Genomic DNA, 14,252 nt, shown 5'->3' on the forward strand with positions numbered 1-14,252 from the left:
GATCTCAGTTTCGGCCACCGTTGACCTTGATGACCTGACCATTAATCCAGTCGCTTTCCACGCTGGCCAAAAATGAAACGACATGGGCTATGTCATCCGGCTCACCCAGACGCCCGAGGGGAGTTTCATTTACTAAACGCTGAATAATGTCTGCGGACCTGCCAGCGTAAAACAGGTCGGTTGCAACCGGGCCGGGCGCGACCGCATTAACGGTGACACATCGGCCGCCGAGTTCCTTCGCGAGTACATGTGTCATTCCTTCAACTGCCGCTTTGGTAGCTACATAGATGGAATGGTTGGGGAGGTAGGTGCCGACCAGTCCTGACGACACGTTGATAATGTGTCCACCGTCGCGAATGCGTCGCGCTCCCTCGCGCATGCCATTAAACGTGCCGGTGAGGTTGACGGCGATAAGACGCTGGAAGTCCTCGTCCGTGACTTGTGCTAGCGGCGATAGCGCGATGATTCCTGCATTATTCACTAATACATCAACCGGCCCATATTCGGCTTCCGCCTGATCGAATAGCGCACGAACCTCCGTGGGGTCGGCAATGTCGGCCTGGATTGCCTTCGCCCGCCCGCCTGCTGATGTGATTGCAGCTACAACATTATCCGCATTGGCATGGCTTGATGCGTAGTTGACGATTACCTGAAATCCGTCAGCAGCAAGTCGTCTAGCAAGTGCCGCGCCTATGCCCCGCGATGCTCCGGTTACGATTGCAGTTCTAATATTGTTTGATTTCATGTGTCATGTTCTCTTTAACCACAATAGATATTAAGGCCGAAGCCCACCGTAATCCGTGACCTTGTCGCGCCAGACCGAGTGAGGGTGCGGATCAGAAAAGTTGTAGCCATGGTTCAAAGACAGCTCGATCCACACGGATGGCCCGTCGATCCGAACATAGTCTCCTGCCCGCGATAGCGATGTTGTACCCGAGTATCCAACGCGTGTCGTCGCCAGCTCTCTTTCGTATTTCGCCATGTAGGCGGCGGCGTTCGCGTCGTCGACATCACCCACGTAGGTGGCGATCACCGCTAGTAGAAGGGTGCGTTGGCGGTCGTCCAATGATGCAGCAGGTATCCCTGCCGCCTGTGTCGGAAAGCTCCAGTCCCTGCCTGGGCCCATTACCACGTCTCGAAATTGGCTTGAAAGCTTTGCGGCCGACAGTTGGAGCTCGTCGAACGAAGCCAGGAGTTCGCGGAATGCGCCCATCTCTTGAAGCTGGGGTGCGTTCGTTACACCGTTGTAATCGAAAGGCCCGGCCGGTTCCATGCCCCGGAAAGAAGGCGTGGCTCCGATCAGAATTCCATCTCGATAGGTGTTAGACAGCGCAAAATGGTGCCCTCCGAACTGCAACTGCCAGAGGTTTCCAGGTGAAGGTCTGCCGAGAAATGCGACGTAGAACTCACCTCTTCCGTAAGCATCACCCTTACCGATCTGCCGCAGATAATCCTCGGCGTTCAGGTGTTGTCGGATTTCGTCGCTACCTTCATTCGGGCTACTGCCGCTCGCAGCCGCAAGCAATGCTTCCAGTCGACGCCATTGCTCTGATGAGAGCGTTTCCAAGGGCAGCCCAATGCGGTGCCCAGAATACATATCAGCCTGCGGATATGTGTGCCAGCGTGATGCATTGGAGAACGAGTACGCCTGAAAGAGGTTTTCGCGTTGAGTTTCCGAAAGTGCTCCGGCGAACGCCAGAGCGCGCTCCAGGACAAGGTTTCCGTTGGCTGTGATCGCTTCATTATTTTTATTCCACTCCGATGACGCTTCAGTCGACGCATATCCCGTCAGCGTCGAGCTGAGAAGCACAGCTCCACCGAAGTGGAGAATGTGCGATGGGCGAGCAGCATACTTCATAAAAAATCCTCCGAATTCGGTAGTCTGGTCGGCGAGAAGCGCAACCTGACTTGGCGCTCATAAACCAAGCGAAACCGGTCGGGCTACTTGCGCGCTTTTCAGCCTGTGTAGTAACTAGGCTGTTTGAGGTCGCTCAAGAGATCCGGGCCAGTAGGCCTCCAATCGAGCAATTCACGCGTCCGCTCACTCGAAACTGTCATGTTCGCGCCGACCATGGTGGCAAACCAGCCAAAGTGCTCTTCTGTCCGCGACACTATGGGTAGCCCCAAATGGGTGCCGATGACTTCGGCGATCCGTTTGAAGGGAACGCTTTCGTCGGCCACTGCGTGATAGACGGACTCAGTGACGCCGCTCTCAAGCACCAGTCGGTACAGGCGCGCGGCGTCGAGTCGGTGTACGCCTGACCAAAGATTCAAACCCTCGCCGATAAAGGCCGATACGCCGGTCTCGCGCGCCTTGCGGATAACGAGCGGGATGAAGCCATGATCACCAGAGCCGTGCACTGAAGGCGCTAGTCGTACCGTTGCAACGCGCACACCACGTTCGGCCAAGGATTGAGCCGCTACTTCCGACTTTCTCGGCACTGCCGGATGGGGAGAGTCCGTTTCTACTCCGCCACAAGGTATTCCGGAAAGGCCGGACGTCACGACCAGAGGACGGTCGGATCCCTCCAGTGAACTCCCTAATGCTTCGATCACGCGCTGATCCTGTGCGGCGCTTTCCTGGAATTTCGAGAAGTCATGGTTGAACGCGGTATGTATCACCGCATCGACGGTGCGTGCGGCCTCATAAATTATATCGAGATCATCCAAAGTGCCTCGTACCACCCCGGCGCTTTTCGTAGCAAGAATCGTGGCCTTATCACCGTCGCGGACAAGGCCCTTCACCTGGTGTCCCGCAGCTATCAAGTCATCCACCACGGCTGAGCCAACCCAGCCCGTGGCCCCAGTCACGAATACGCGCATGTGCTGATCCCTCATTGTCGTTGCATGATTGACGCTAGGCTCACGGTCGCCATTGCAGGCGTGACCAGCCCCGCGCCGACTACAAGAACTTTAGGGGTCTATGCCTGTCCCATCTATGCGATAAAGTCCTGTTTACTTTTGCAATCGTCCAGGAGATATTGTGGATCCGTTCTCAGACTTGCTTTCGCCCTAAAGCCTCTTATCTGCCTTACATCATGGGGCCGTTGAAAAGATAAAAGATAGGGGGTTGCCTCGTTGGCAGCCGCAGCGCGCGATGTTTTCAACATCAAGTAGAACATGCAGGGGCGCAACCGGTTGGCGGTTCAGCGATGTTTATTCGCATCGTAACGTTCTAGTATTGGTGTCTATGTCATTCATCAGCCTGTGTAAATTCACTCTCTGAAAGAATGGAAAGGTACGCACAAAGCATATCGGCCATGGCCTCCGAGTAGGCATTGATTTCTTCGGCCGTTCGTGGCTCTTGCGAGAATTCTGCGCCGCCAGCGCTCAGTGTGGTGGTAAACAAATCCGTTGCCAGAGCACGCTGTTCTTCTGTTACCTTGGGTAGTGCTTCCGCCATGAATGTTTCGAACATGCGCTTGCCCGCTGCTTTCCCTTCACTTGCTTCTTTCGACTTGCTGTAGAGTGGCACAGCAGCAACCAGCGCCAGACGAATCTCGGCCTCCTCGCACTCCGATTGAATGAAGGCATGAACCAGCCGCCTCAGCCGGGCCGGTGGCGGTCTTGATTCATCCTCAAGCAATCCACGCAACAGCGTTATCGTTAGTCCCCACTCCCGACGTTGAAGCTGGAACAGAATTGATGCCTTGTTGGGAAAATACTGATACAGCGAGCCAATACTGACGCCTGCTCGCTCCGCCACCCGAGCCGTTGTAAATCTTGCGACCCCTTCTGATGTCAAAACCTGAATAGCCGCTTCCAGTATAGCTTCCATCGACTCCGTAGATCGGGCTTGTGTGGGGTTTTTTCTCAATGAAATCTGGTGGTTAAGAATTTCTGGCATGAGCGTCTCACAATGCGAATAGAAAATGCGATGAATTCGTTACATCCTAATCTGGTGCTTCAGCCGACGCACTTAAGTCGATAAACACGCTTTTGTGAAAACAGCTTTCAAGCAAGGAACGATACATGAACACTTTAATGTCGGCCCCGGTGGGCCCTCTGTTGGATCGACTGTTTGCTCAGGCCGATCAGGCGATTAGTCCTGTGCTGGATGAAATCTCCGAAGAAGATCGAATGCGTTTGTTACAAAGCAAGACTGGCTATCTCCAGTTCTATGGACAACTCAAAGATCTCTGGCTGCCTGTTTCGCGGGAGACCGGCAAGTTGCTCTATCTGCTGGCGCGTAGCAGTAACGCCAAATCGATTGTTGAGTTCGGCACTTCCTTTGGGCTCTCGACCATACATCTTGCTGCCGCACTGAAAGATAATGGTGGTGGTCGGCTGATCACCACTGAATTCGAACCTTCCAAAGTTGCTCGTGCTCGCGATCACATCGAAGAAAGTGGTTTGAGCGATCTCGTCGAGATTCGAGAAGGTGACGCTCTTCAGACGCTGAAGAGCGATCTCCCTAACACCATAGATTTGTTGTTGCTCGACGGTGCCAAGGGGCTCTATCAGGAGATTCTGGCACTGCTCGAAGACCGGCTTCGCCCTGGCTCGCTTATTCTCGCCGATGACGCTGACATGAGCCCCGACTATCTTTTGCATATAAAGTCGCCAGCTTCAGGCTACCTATCAATACCTGTTGGCGAGGATGTTGAGCTATCCATGCGGTTGGGATAAAAAAGCAACCAAGTCTTCTAGCCAAACGTTACGACAATGTCTTACGCGTTGGCATGCATATTATTGTCGACGCAGAAATAAGTACCACTACGTTTGGACGTGTGGTGCCGAAATAAGCTTGTTGATATCCATGGCTAAAGAGTCTGGCGACCATAATGTGCCACCAATTGTAACTTATGCGTGGTAGTCGTCGAGGATACTCACATCTTGCTGAGAATCTCGACCGCTTGATCGAAGTGCCCGTCACGCTCTGCCCAGCGCTGAAACATTACTTTCTCCACCAAGATTTCCTTGGGTGTAGGTTGCTCTTGAAACAGCGTCATGACCTCTTCAATGTAGTCATTGAGCGGCATAAAACCACTGCGGGTCGATTGGCCTGGTGTCAGTTCCGTCTGAACCGCAGGAGGTGCCAGCTCAATGAGTTCGACCTTGCCTTTGAGCTGTTCGCGCATGGATATCGTATAGGAGTGGATGGCTGCCTTGGTGGCGCTATAGGTGGGTGTGCCGCTTTTCGGAACGAATGCAAGGCCGGAGGAGACGTTCACAATCGCCGCGTCTGGCTGGTTTACTAGATGGTCGATCAGTGCATTAGTCAGCCGGATTGGCCCGAGTAGATTGGTGACGACCGTCTGTTCGGCGTCAATCAGGCTACTGGTGCTGGATAAATCTTCGCTTCGCATGATACCTGCATTGTTAATCAGCACGTTGAGGTTGGGATGCTCGGCGATGACCCGCTCAGCGAAAGCCTGGATGGCCGTTGGGTCCTCGACGTCAAGGATCATCGCGTGCATGTCGCGATGACCCGCAATGGTTTCTTTCAGCGTTTCCATGCGCCGCCCGGCGACGATCACGGTGTTGCCAAGCGCATTGAAGCGTAAGGCAAGTTCACGGCCAATCCCGGAGCCACCGCCGGTTATTAGTATGGTATTACCTGACATGTTCATGGTTTAACTCTCCGTCTATTTTTAGTGGCGAATGCCACTAACTTTTTAACAATTCGGTGGCAGCGGGGCTTGCCAGCACCTGCGCAAAACTTGCCTGATCCTGCAGGCATGGAGAAACGCCTTTTCGGTCATGCTAAATTTGAGTCGAAATGCTGGAGAAAAAGCAGATGAACTCACTTAAACAGGCTGTCGAGACTTACGCCAAGCGCCACGTCAACAGCGATGGCTTGGCGTTCACACCCGTGCCGGGCCTACACATGATGTGCGTCGAGGCACCGGCTGGTGACCTGCATTCGGTCTATAAACCGTTGGTTTGCCTGGTTCTTCAGGGCGCAAAGCGTATTCTTGTGGGTAACCAGCAGAGAGTATTATCCGCCGGTCAGTCGGCCATCGTGAGCGCTGATATGCCGGTGGTTGGTCGGATCGTGCAGGCAAGAGTGGGCGAGCCTTATCTAGCGGTCGCCGTCGAACTGGACATGGTTATCTTGCGCGAGTTGGCCGCTCACATGGGGAGTGCCTGCGCCCAGCGCTCATCCGAGACGCAGACACTATTTGCCGAAGACACCGAGGCTGAGTTGATTGACTGCGTATTACGGCTGATGAAACTGCTGGATCGCCCCGAATCAGCGCCGCTCCTACGCCCAGGTATCATGCAGGAGCTGCATTATTGGCTGCTATCAGGCCCTCATGGCACCGCCTTGCGGAATATTGCAGATCCGGATAGCTACGCGAGCCGCCTCGCCGACGCCATCGCGATCCTCAGAGCTGAGTATCAGTCGCGTGTGCCCGTTGAGCGACTCGCGGCAGAAGCGGGAATGAGTGGCACCTCGTTTCACAAGCATTTTAAGCACATGACATCGCTCACACCGGGGCAGTACCAAAAGCGACTTCGTCTGATTGAGGCGCGCCGCTTGATGCTTGACGAAGGGTGTTCCGCGAGCAATGCTGCCTTCGAGGTGGGGTACGAAAGCGTTTCTCAGTTCACTCGCGAATATGGGCGGCTGTTCCAGAAGCCACCGAAGCAGGACGCTCTGCGAGCTCGAAGATCTATTGAACATAGAGTATCGCCGTTAACGGTTACCACAGCGTGATCTTTGCGCCCCATTGAATACGTAAGCGTGTTGGTCAGTATGCCTTTTGCTAAATTTTGGCGCGTCGCAAACAGAAAAATTGAATTCACTCTAACTAGCTATGGACGGTCATGATGGTCACTTCAAGAACGATCTCTCTTGCTTCCCAGCGTGTCATGTTGTGTGCCATTCTCCTGGTGGCACTGGTGCTCGGTGTTGGGTATCAGGCCCGTGCCGCCGAGCCTTCCAATGACGCCAGACAGACGGTGGATCAACTGCTCCGGTTGGTTCATGAGCGGCTTGCTATTGCACCCGATGTTGCAAAGGCTAAATGGAACTCTGGTGATCCTATTGATGCTCCCGCACGAGAAGCGCAAATTCTAGAGAGGGTCGTGGCTGAAGCCACGCGGGCGGGTATCGATGAAGCCTTTGCCCAGACGTTTTTCAAACATCAGTTTGAGGCAAGCAAGGTTATCCAGCATCGGCTCCATGAACAATGGAGGCAAACAGAGCAGCCTCCCTTTGAATCCCCGCCGGACCTTGCCGAAGATATTCGCCCCCAACTTGACCAATTGACACCACAACTGATGGCTTCACTTCGCGACTTTCAGCGTGTTGCTGAAAGCGAAGGAGTTAGACAATATCTTGAAAATAATGCCGAAACCTTGGTGAATGACGGTGTAGGAGGTGTAGCCCGGGAAGAGGCATTACGCCCACTTTACGAAGCCACCGACACTGCAAATGTGGACGTGCAATAAGCTCAGCGTTAGGCAAGAAAGGGGCGAGTATCTACTTTGGATTCGGCTTGGCTGGATCCTACGGTATCTGCGCCTATCAACTTGCTTCATCTGTGTCCGCAGATAGCGCCACCTCCTTGTATGCTTCGAGCGACTCAAGCCGCTCTTTTAGCGCATGGCTAATGGAGTCATAGGCCGTGCTGCCTAACGTAATACGGAGTGGTGGGTTCGGCATGTCCGTTATTTTAATGATGGCATCAACGGTATTGCCTGCATCGCCTTTAATGGCCAAGTCACCTGACGCCAGGGCCCTACGCAGCTCTCCCGCTGGGGTGTCTTCATAGGTCGGCGTCGAGGGTGTGCGATCCAGCCCCTCAGCAAAGTGCGTAGCAGTGGGGCCCGGCTCAGCGATAATGAAATCAATACCAAAAGGTGCGACTTCCTTCGCTACTGATTCGACGAACCCCTCAACCCCCCACTTTGTGGCATGGTAGAGGCTGAAGCTTGGATAGGCGATCTGGCCGCCCTCTGACGATACTTGAACAATCCGACCACCCCCTTGCTCGCGTAAATGGGGCAGTACGGCACGCAGGAACTGGATAGAGCCTGTGAGATTGGTCGCTATTTGCCGCTCAATCTGTTCGTCGCTGGCTTCTTCGGCAGCGCCAAAGAGCCCATACCCCGCATTGCTGACCACCACATCGATTCGACCGAGTTTTGCGAACGCTTGCGAAACGGCATCTCTCATCGTCTGTGTATCCGTCACGTCGAAGGTCAGTATCTGCAAGCGTTCACCATGCAAGGCGAGCAAGTCGTCTAGCGAACCCTTGCGGCGTAGCGTTGCTATAACGCGGTCGCCGCGTTCAAGCAGCCGTTCAGTGAGTAGTCGGCCAAGGCCGGTGGATGTCCCTGTGATAAGCCAGGTTTTAGCCATGAGATATCTCCTAAGTCATTCATCAAGTGTTGCAAGACAAAGGCTAGGGCAGTAACACTGGTAAGAGAATACTCATCAATTGGCATGAGGAGGTGAAAGTATTTCACCAATGAGTAAGCCAACCTTAACCGACCTCAAGGCGTTTCAGGCCGTGGCGGAACATCGCAGCTTTCGCCGAGCAGCTGACCTGATGGGAGTGAGCCGCTCTTCACTCAGCCATACTGTGCGCACGCTTGAGCAACGGATGGGTACAAGGCTGCTGCACCGAACCACACGTAGCGTCTCGCTGACCGAGAGCGGCGAGCGGCTGTTATCGCGGCTGAGCCCGCTATTGCGCGACTTGGAGTCGATTCTGGAGGATGCTTCCAGCGCCGAAGGAAAGATCACGGGGCGGCTGCGTATCAATGGCAGTGAAGGGGCCGTGCGGCTGTTACTGCAAACCGTAGTACCGCGTTTTCTCGCCCTTCATGATGGCGTTGAGCTTGATCTCGTGGCAGAGGGGCGACTTGTCGATATTGTCGGGCAGGGATTTGATGCAGGCGTAAGGCTTAGAGAGGCAGTTCCTCAGGATATGATCGCCATCCCAGTGGGGCACGATATGCGCTTTCTTGCCGTAGCCTCCCCTGACTACCTGCGCGGCCGAACGGCACCAAAGACGCCGGACGATCTTTTCTCACACCAGTGCATCAGGCAAAGGCTGCCGAGTGGCAAACTCTACCGCTGGGAATTTCAGCAGCACGGCCAGGACATGGCAGTTGATGTGCCAGGTGCGCTGACCTTGGACAGTAGCCAACTAATGGTGGAGGCCGCAGCGGATGGGTTGGGTATTGCCTACGTGCCAGAGTCATATGCCCAAGTCTATCTGAGGGATGGAAGGCTGGTCACCGTGCTAGAAGAATGGTGCCCAAACATTCCTGGGCTGTTTCTTTACTACCCCAATAACCGGCATGTACCGCCCAGCCTGCGGGCTTTTATCGACCTGCTGCGAGAGTTGCGGGGTTAGGCTGTATTAGCGCAACCCGCCCTGAATAAGCGCAGCGAACGTCTGGGCCGCTTCAGCTTCGCTGCAGTTGCCGCGTACCATGGCGGAAGAAAGGGCCTCGCCCGCGCCGATCAGCCCAATGCAGCGTTGTTTTAACGTTTCTAGCGGTAAAGCACTGTGTGGCTTAAGTATGGCAGCGAATAGTTGAACATACCCGTCGAGCAGTTCCTGGTATACGGCTTCCTTTTCCTCACTACCTGCCAATGCGGCACCCACTGCGTGCCATTCACCGCTGGTGTCGGCATAGCAATGGATGTAGGTGCTTGCCAGAACGTCAGCCGTTTCTGCAAAGCTTCGCTCACCGGTAGTCAACGCTGCGCGGAGCGCGTTTGCCTGCTCTGCGTCGATTGATCTGTAGAGTTCGATCAAAAGCGTCGACCGCGTACCGAAATGCTCGTAAGCGACGGGCTTGGAGATGTCGGCTCGCTTGGCCAAATGTCCCAGCGTCAAGCTATCAGCGCCTTCTTCACGAACAATCGTGATTGCCGTGTCGAGCAACTGGTGCCGACGCTCTGCTTTGGAAAGCCTACGTGTTTTTGTTTCACCTGATTTGCCTTGCATGACGCGGTTCTCTGTATCGATTTTTAGTTGAAGACTACCGTTGGTAGGTATAACCTACTATTGGTAGGTTTAGGTTAGGGAGTGTATCCATGCTACAGGATTCTATTTTGCTTATAGGCGGTTATGGCATTGTCGGTCGGTGGACGTCGCAATTCCTGCGCTCTGCTTACCCTGATGTACCGTTACTGATTGGCGGACGCAACCTTGCTAAGGCCCAGGAATGGGCGGCCGAATTGGGCAATGCGCAGGGCTTGAAAGTTGATTTGTCCACTTCTGATCTTGGGCTGGGGATCGCAGCATCAGTGCTGTTGCTACGCTTTTTATGGATGACCGGGTCGCCGCACTTCGTTTCGCCCAGTCACGCTGTGTGCCGCATATTAGCATTTCACCGGGTATCTTTGAGTTAGGCCCCGAAGTCGCCGCCTATATGCACAACCCAAGCACTGCTCCTGTGGTTCTCGGTACCGAGTGGCTGGTGGGTGCTACCACCGTGCCTACGCTCGAATTTGCCAAGAGGTTCCGCCGTGTCCATAACGTCGTTATTGGCGCACTGCTTGATGAGCGAGATGATTTTGGTCCGGCCGCAGAAGTTGATCTGGAGCGGCAAACGAAAGCGATGCCCGTCGCGCTTGCCCGTCGTGACGGCGTCTTTTACTGGCGCAGAGATGCTGATGCCATGGCCCGTTTCCGTGCTGTGGATGGCACAGAAATGGAAGCGTCTGCGCTATCGCCGAATGATGTTGTCGGCTTGGCGACTGTACTCGATACACCCAATGTGCAATTCAACCTCGCGATTGGAGAGAGCTCCAGTCGCCGTTGCGGCGAGCCGATATCGACCGAGATTATTATCGAACTTGAGGGTGAGGATCATAACGGTCAAGCGCTGTGTACTCGCCATGCCATCGTTCATCCGCAAGGGCAGATGCCTCTGACAGGGCTCGGTGTGGCCCTGGTTCTTGAGAGGCTTACCGGATTGGATGGTAACCCGGCGACGCCACCTGGCCTCTACTTTCCCTACCAACTGCTAGAAACTTCCACCTATTTTGACCGCTTGAAGCAAGCCGGTGGAAGCGTCATGACGCTGGAGGGCTAGCATCGTGGCTCAGAGGGGTTGTCGAGTAGTCGGCAACGACAACGAGTTCTTGGTCATTTTCCAGCGTTGCCAGGGCAATCTGGTAGCAGTCTTCGATATGACGGTTGCCCATCATCTTCATGGCGGTGTAGCTGATACCGCCTGCCACGGCAATGCCTGGTGCCGCTCCTGTATCGTTTTGGCTGCTTCAACGTGTTGTGTCAGGAGCGTTAACACTGCCTCGTTATTGTCAATGTATGGCCAGTAACCCGCTATTAGGTGACTGACCTCTTGTGCTGACTAGGTGGCTTTTGGGGCGGGCTTGGGTATGGCGCTGCCGGCCCTTGCCAGCCCGCGGTAAAGGCAAGGCATGCGAAGACCAGCACAGCGTAGTCGGGGGTCAGCCGATCCATCAAAAAACCAAAGAGTGGGGCGCCAGCCGTCTGGCCGATCGCGATGGTCAGGAAGCCAATCATCAGACCTGTGGCAGGCCGGTCGGGCAATGCCGTGACGCCCCATACCAGATAGACACCTGTCACCATGATGTAAGCAGCACCGAATAGCATGCCGCCGACGATTGCCAGTAGGGGAGTGGTGGCGCTGGTACCAACCAAAAGAATGCCTGCTGCCAATGCCCCCAGAAAAAGCCAATGTACCCGGTCGATCCCGAAGCGTGCCACTAACGTGCCTGCGCCTGCGCCCACAATACCGGCAGCGCCGATAGCGATCCAAAGCAGCCCTGCGCCAGTATTGCCCCAGCCAAGTTGCAGCGCGACGAGTTTGCCGCCGAAAGACCAAATAGCAGTGCTGGACGCGCCCATCAGAAAAGCAGCCGCGATCAAGTGCATAACAACGCTGTTAAAGGGTGGTAAGCCTCCCGAGGTCTGGGTCGCTTTGGTGCCGCTGGGTACGCTGAGCGCGGCGACTACTGCCATCACAAAAGCCGCCACTGCAAAACACGCGAACGCTAACCGCCATTGACCTCCCATCAGTAACGCGACCGGCCCGGAAAGCACCACACCGGCACTCGTTCCGGCATTAATGATCGTGTTGGTGGCACTTTGCCGTCCAGGGCGGACGGCGACGGCCACCGCTGCTGCCATGGGCGGCGATGCTAGCCCCGTACTGGAGCCTGCCAGCATGACCGCACTGGCGAGCAATATGGGGGAGGGGGCCATGGCGATGCTTGCCATGCCGACGGTCGCGACCAGCGCCGCCCCGATGGCAACGGCGCGGGCGCCGATCCGTTCGGTCAGGTACGCCGATAAAATGATGGCGACACAGTAGCCCAGAAAAGACCCACCTGAGATAAAGCCACTCAAGGTGTGCGTAAGAGTAAGGTCAGTGTCGATCTGGGGCAGAAAGAGCCCGAAGGCGAAGCGTGCAAAACCATAGCACACCGCAATCAGGCCAAACCCCGCCGCACCGAGGTACACGCTGGGGCTCATGATCGTGCCCGCTTGAGCAGTGCTAATGCGGCTTTGTGTGCCGAGGCTATCGCCTCCGAGCCACGGTAAATCGCGGCCGCGGTGGCGCCTTCGTACAGAATAAGGATCTGCTCGGCGAGTTCTGGCATCTCCTGGCCATCGGTTTCTATCGCGACAATGTCCTGGATCTTCTCATAAAGCCTTGCCTTGTGAGCCAGCACGGCCTCAGTGATTGCCGGCGTGTCGCCGCCGGTTTCGCCGTAAGCGCGCAGAAAAAGGCATCCTCTTGCGCTCTCGCTCCTTATCCATTCTTCCAGCGCGTCGAAGAGCGCATCAACGCTGTCTACTTCGATGAGCGGCAGGAATCGTCGATGGCGCTCTTTGAGCACATCCGTTATTAGCGCCGTTTTACTACCCGCATGCTTGTAGAGCGTTCGGCTCGACATGCCAGCCGCCTTGGTTAGCTTGTCCATCCCGGTGGCGGTAAAGCCGTGCCGGTCGAATAGCTGCTCTGCTGCTGAAATAAGCTTTGTTTTAGTATCCATGTGAGTAGTGTAAAACGATCATTTTACATGCTCAACTCTCACTGAGCTCAAGGGAGGAGGGTGATCCAGCTTCTGGGCACCCTGGCCGTCGCGGTCATTGGTGGGCTGGTCACGTTGATGTTTTTGAGTCTGTTGGTGATTCCCATTGTCTACAGTGGTGTCGATGATATCTTGAACTGGCTGCACCGCTTGATTCCGAACCGGAGCGAGACAATACCGGTTGGGAGTGATTAACATAGAGTTCTAGCAAGGAAGGCGAATAATGCGATCGGAAAAAGACAAGATGCTAGCAGGAGAGCTCTATAACCCTGCTGATCCGGTATTGCGAAAAGAGCATGAGGAAACAAAGCGCAAGGTTTGGCAATACAATCAAGTGTTGGAAACCGATGCTCAGCGCTTGAAAGTGTTAAAAGATTTATTTGGCTCTACGGGGAAGTGCCTTCATGTAGAGCCAAATATTCGACTGGATTATGGATATAATATCCATGTCGGTGAAAACTTCTTTGCCAACTTCGATTGCACCCTGCTGGATGTTTGTGAAATACGATTTGGTGATAACTGCATGCTTGGGCCGAATGTGCAGATTTATACGGCCACGCATCCCTTGGATCCGCGTGAGCGTAATTCGGGCAAAGAGTACGCAAAGCCGATTACGTTTGGAAATAACGTCTGGATTGGTGGCGGCGCCATCATTAACCCAGGAGTAACAGTCGGCAATAATGTTGTCATTGCATCTGGGGCTGTCATTACTAAAGATGTGCCAAATAGTGTTGTAGTAGCCGGCAACCCCGCCAGGATAATCAAAAAAATAGACGTTGATGAGGATTAATTCGCCGATTGCGAGCACTGCTATGCCAGTGGTTGAACCGTGCAGAAAAGTACTGCTGTTTACTCGGGTAGTCTGGCAATGACCTTGATTTCAAAGTCGAATCCCGCCAGCCATGTCACGCCGGCCGCCGTCCAGTTAGGGTAGGGCTTTTCCGGGAATGCGCGTGCCTTGGCTTCCATGATGGTGGTGAATTGGGCTTCGGGATCAGTATGGAAGGTCGTCACGTCGACGATATCTTCGAAGCTTGCGCCCGCTGCTTCCAAGACACTCTTCAGATTGTCGAAAGCGAGCTGTACCTGGGCAGCGAAGTCCGGCTCGGGCGAGCCGTCTTCACGGCTGCCGACCTGGCCCGACACGAACAGGAGGTCGCCAGAGCGAATGGCAGCGGAGTAGGCGTTCTGTTCATAAAGCGCCTGACGGCCTGGGGGGGAAACAACGTCACGTTGAGTCATGTGAATCTCC

General features: G+C 54.8%; 18 protein-coding genes. 7 read left to right on the plus strand and 11 right to left on the minus strand.

Features of this window, described 5'->3' with window-relative positions:
• Positions 1-4: 4 nt before the first annotated feature.
• From FDY98_RS04370 to FDY98_RS04385, 4 genes are all read right to left on the minus strand, one after another.
• A complete protein-coding gene (locus FDY98_RS04370) occupies positions 5-745 on the minus strand; it encodes an SDR family oxidoreductase (protein ID WP_027957246.1) in 741 nt (246 codons plus the stop codon).
• Between the two features lie 30 nt (positions 746-775).
• The gene (locus FDY98_RS04375) at positions 776-1,858 is read right to left on the minus strand and encodes a DUF3500 domain-containing protein (protein ID WP_101148386.1); all 1,083 of its coding nucleotides are present in this window, start codon (positions 1,856-1,858) and stop codon (positions 776-778) included.
• A 98-nt stretch (positions 1,859-1,956) separates the two neighbouring features.
• Entirely contained in the window at positions 1,957-2,811 is an 855-nt protein-coding gene (locus FDY98_RS04380; RefSeq protein WP_196518113.1) for an NAD-dependent epimerase/dehydratase family protein, read from the minus strand.
• 382 nt (positions 2,812-3,193) lie between these two features.
• Positions 3,194-3,847, minus strand: a complete 654-nt coding sequence (locus tag FDY98_RS04385; RefSeq protein ID WP_027957244.1) for a TetR family transcriptional regulator — start codon at positions 3,845-3,847, stop codon at positions 3,194-3,196.
• Positions 3,848-3,972: 125 nt separating this feature from the next.
• On the opposite strand from FDY98_RS04385, the gene FDY98_RS04390 reads away from it, so the two are divergent.
• Positions 3,973-4,629 (plus strand): O-methyltransferase, encoded by a 657-nt coding sequence (locus tag FDY98_RS04390; protein WP_027957243.1) that lies wholly within the window; start codon positions 3,973-3,975, stop codon positions 4,627-4,629.
• A gap of 200 nt (positions 4,630-4,829) precedes the next feature.
• On the opposite strand, the gene FDY98_RS04395 is transcribed toward FDY98_RS04390, so the two are convergent.
• The gene (locus FDY98_RS04395; protein ID WP_027957242.1) at positions 4,830-5,573 is read right to left on the minus strand and encodes an SDR family oxidoreductase; all 744 of its coding nucleotides are present in this window, start codon (positions 5,571-5,573) and stop codon (positions 4,830-4,832) included.
• Positions 5,574-5,740: 167 nt separating this feature from the next.
• Between FDY98_RS04395 and FDY98_RS04400 the strand changes: the two genes are divergently transcribed.
• Both FDY98_RS04400 and aroQ read left to right on the plus strand, forming a co-directional pair.
• Positions 5,741-6,664: an AraC family transcriptional regulator gene (locus tag FDY98_RS04400; RefSeq protein WP_027957241.1), complete on the plus strand. Its 924-nt coding sequence runs from the start codon at positions 5,741-5,743 to the stop codon at positions 6,662-6,664.
• A gap of 113 nt (positions 6,665-6,777) precedes the next feature.
• Positions 6,778-7,401: a gamma subclass chorismate mutase AroQ gene (aroQ, locus tag FDY98_RS04405; protein ID WP_231500594.1), complete on the plus strand. Its 624-nt coding sequence runs from the start codon at positions 6,778-6,780 to the stop codon at positions 7,399-7,401.
• A gap of 76 nt (positions 7,402-7,477) precedes the next feature.
• On the opposite strand, the gene FDY98_RS04410 is transcribed toward aroQ, so the two are convergent.
• Positions 7,478-8,314, minus strand: a complete 837-nt coding sequence (locus tag FDY98_RS04410; protein WP_027957239.1) for an SDR family oxidoreductase — start codon at positions 8,312-8,314, stop codon at positions 7,478-7,480.
• A gap of 109 nt (positions 8,315-8,423) precedes the next feature.
• Between FDY98_RS04410 and FDY98_RS04415 the strand changes: the two genes are divergently transcribed.
• Complete coding sequence (locus tag FDY98_RS04415; protein ID WP_035538949.1) at positions 8,424-9,317, plus strand: LysR family transcriptional regulator; 894 nt, start codon at positions 8,424-8,426, stop codon at positions 9,315-9,317.
• Positions 9,318-9,323: 6 nt separating this feature from the next.
• Here FDY98_RS04415 and FDY98_RS04420 read toward each other — a convergent pair whose 3' ends face one another.
• Positions 9,324-9,917: a TetR/AcrR family transcriptional regulator gene (locus tag FDY98_RS04420; protein ID WP_027957237.1), complete on the minus strand. Its 594-nt coding sequence runs from the start codon at positions 9,915-9,917 to the stop codon at positions 9,324-9,326.
• 322 nt (positions 9,918-10,239) lie between these two features.
• On the opposite strand from FDY98_RS04420, the gene FDY98_RS04425 reads away from it, so the two are divergent.
• Positions 10,240-11,010, plus strand: a complete 771-nt coding sequence (locus FDY98_RS04425; RefSeq protein WP_196518115.1) for an NAD(P)-dependent oxidoreductase — start codon at positions 10,240-10,242, stop codon at positions 11,008-11,010.
• Here FDY98_RS04425 and FDY98_RS04430 read toward each other — a convergent pair.
• From FDY98_RS04430 to FDY98_RS04440, 3 genes are all read right to left on the minus strand, one after another.
• Complete coding sequence (locus tag FDY98_RS04430) at positions 10,991-11,158, minus strand: hypothetical protein (protein WP_155705692.1); 168 nt, start codon at positions 11,156-11,158, stop codon at positions 10,991-10,993. The two genes, FDY98_RS04425 and FDY98_RS04430, sit on opposite strands and share 20 nt — an antisense overlap.
• Before the next feature lie 106 nt (positions 11,159-11,264).
• Positions 11,265-12,437, minus strand: coding sequence for an MFS transporter (locus FDY98_RS04435; protein WP_155705693.1), 1,173 nt, complete (start codon positions 12,435-12,437; stop codon positions 11,265-11,267).
• Complete coding sequence (locus FDY98_RS04440) at positions 12,434-12,961, minus strand: TetR/AcrR family transcriptional regulator (RefSeq protein WP_027957234.1); 528 nt, start codon at positions 12,959-12,961, stop codon at positions 12,434-12,436. Before FDY98_RS04440 ends, FDY98_RS04435 begins: the two co-directional genes overlap by 4 nt.
• A 60-nt stretch (positions 12,962-13,021) precedes the next feature.
• Between FDY98_RS04440 and FDY98_RS04445 the strand changes: the two genes are divergently transcribed.
• A complete protein-coding gene (locus FDY98_RS04445; protein WP_155705694.1) occupies positions 13,022-13,195 on the plus strand; it encodes a hypothetical protein in 174 nt (57 codons plus the stop codon).
• Positions 13,196-13,223: 28 nt separating this feature from the next.
• Positions 13,224-13,790, plus strand: coding sequence for a sugar O-acetyltransferase (locus tag FDY98_RS04450; RefSeq protein ID WP_027957233.1), 567 nt, complete (start codon positions 13,224-13,226; stop codon positions 13,788-13,790).
• 59 nt (positions 13,791-13,849) lie between these two features.
• Here the strand turns inward: FDY98_RS04450 and FDY98_RS04455 are convergent, their stop codons facing one another.
• Positions 13,850-14,242 (minus strand): RidA family protein, encoded by a 393-nt coding sequence (locus FDY98_RS04455; RefSeq protein WP_027957232.1) that lies wholly within the window; start codon positions 14,240-14,242, stop codon positions 13,850-13,852.
• Positions 14,243-14,252 lie beyond the last annotated feature (10 nt).

Source organism: Halomonas sp. PA16-9 (assembly GCF_009728585.1).
Taxonomy (GTDB): Bacteria; Pseudomonadota; Gammaproteobacteria; order Pseudomonadales; family Halomonadaceae; genus Vreelandella; species Vreelandella titanicae.

Coding starts and splice junctions, on each gene's coding strand:
- FDY98_RS04410 (WP_027957239.1), bottom strand. CDS start 8,314: ATGGCTAAAACCTGGCTTATCACAGGGACATCCACCGGCCTTGGCCGA.
- FDY98_RS04440 (WP_027957234.1), bottom strand. CDS start 12,961: ATGGATACTAAAACAAAGCTTATTTCAGCAGCAGAGCAGCTATTCGAC.
- aroQ (WP_231500594.1), top strand. CDS start 6,778: ATGGTCACTTCAAGAACGATCTCTCTTGCTTCCCAGCGTGTCATGTTG.
- FDY98_RS04385 (WP_027957244.1), bottom strand. CDS start 3,847: ATGCCAGAAATTCTTAACCACCAGATTTCATTGAGAAAAAACCCCACA.
- FDY98_RS04450 (WP_027957233.1), top strand. CDS start 13,224: ATGCGATCGGAAAAAGACAAGATGCTAGCAGGAGAGCTCTATAACCCT.
- FDY98_RS04420 (WP_027957237.1), bottom strand. CDS start 9,917: ATGCAAGGCAAATCAGGTGAAACAAAAACACGTAGGCTTTCCAAAGCA.
- FDY98_RS04375 (WP_101148386.1), bottom strand. CDS start 1,858: ATGAAGTATGCTGCTCGCCCATCGCACATTCTCCACTTCGGTGGAGCT.
- FDY98_RS04415 (WP_035538949.1), top strand. CDS start 8,424: ATGAGTAAGCCAACCTTAACCGACCTCAAGGCGTTTCAGGCCGTGGCG.
- FDY98_RS04370 (WP_027957246.1), bottom strand. CDS start 745: ATGAAATCAAACAATATTAGAACTGCAATCGTAACCGGAGCATCGCGG.
- FDY98_RS04390 (WP_027957243.1), top strand. CDS start 3,973: ATGAACACTTTAATGTCGGCCCCGGTGGGCCCTCTGTTGGATCGACTG.
- FDY98_RS04435 (WP_155705693.1), bottom strand. CDS start 12,437: ATGAGCCCCAGCGTGTACCTCGGTGCGGCGGGGTTTGGCCTGATTGCG.
- FDY98_RS04400 (WP_027957241.1), top strand. CDS start 5,741: ATGAACTCACTTAAACAGGCTGTCGAGACTTACGCCAAGCGCCACGTC.
- FDY98_RS04425 (WP_196518115.1), top strand. CDS start 10,240: ATGGATGACCGGGTCGCCGCACTTCGTTTCGCCCAGTCACGCTGTGTG.
- FDY98_RS04395 (WP_027957242.1), bottom strand. CDS start 5,573: ATGAACATGTCAGGTAATACCATACTAATAACCGGCGGTGGCTCCGGG.
- FDY98_RS04455 (WP_027957232.1), bottom strand. CDS start 14,242: ATGACTCAACGTGACGTTGTTTCCCCCCCAGGCCGTCAGGCGCTTTAT.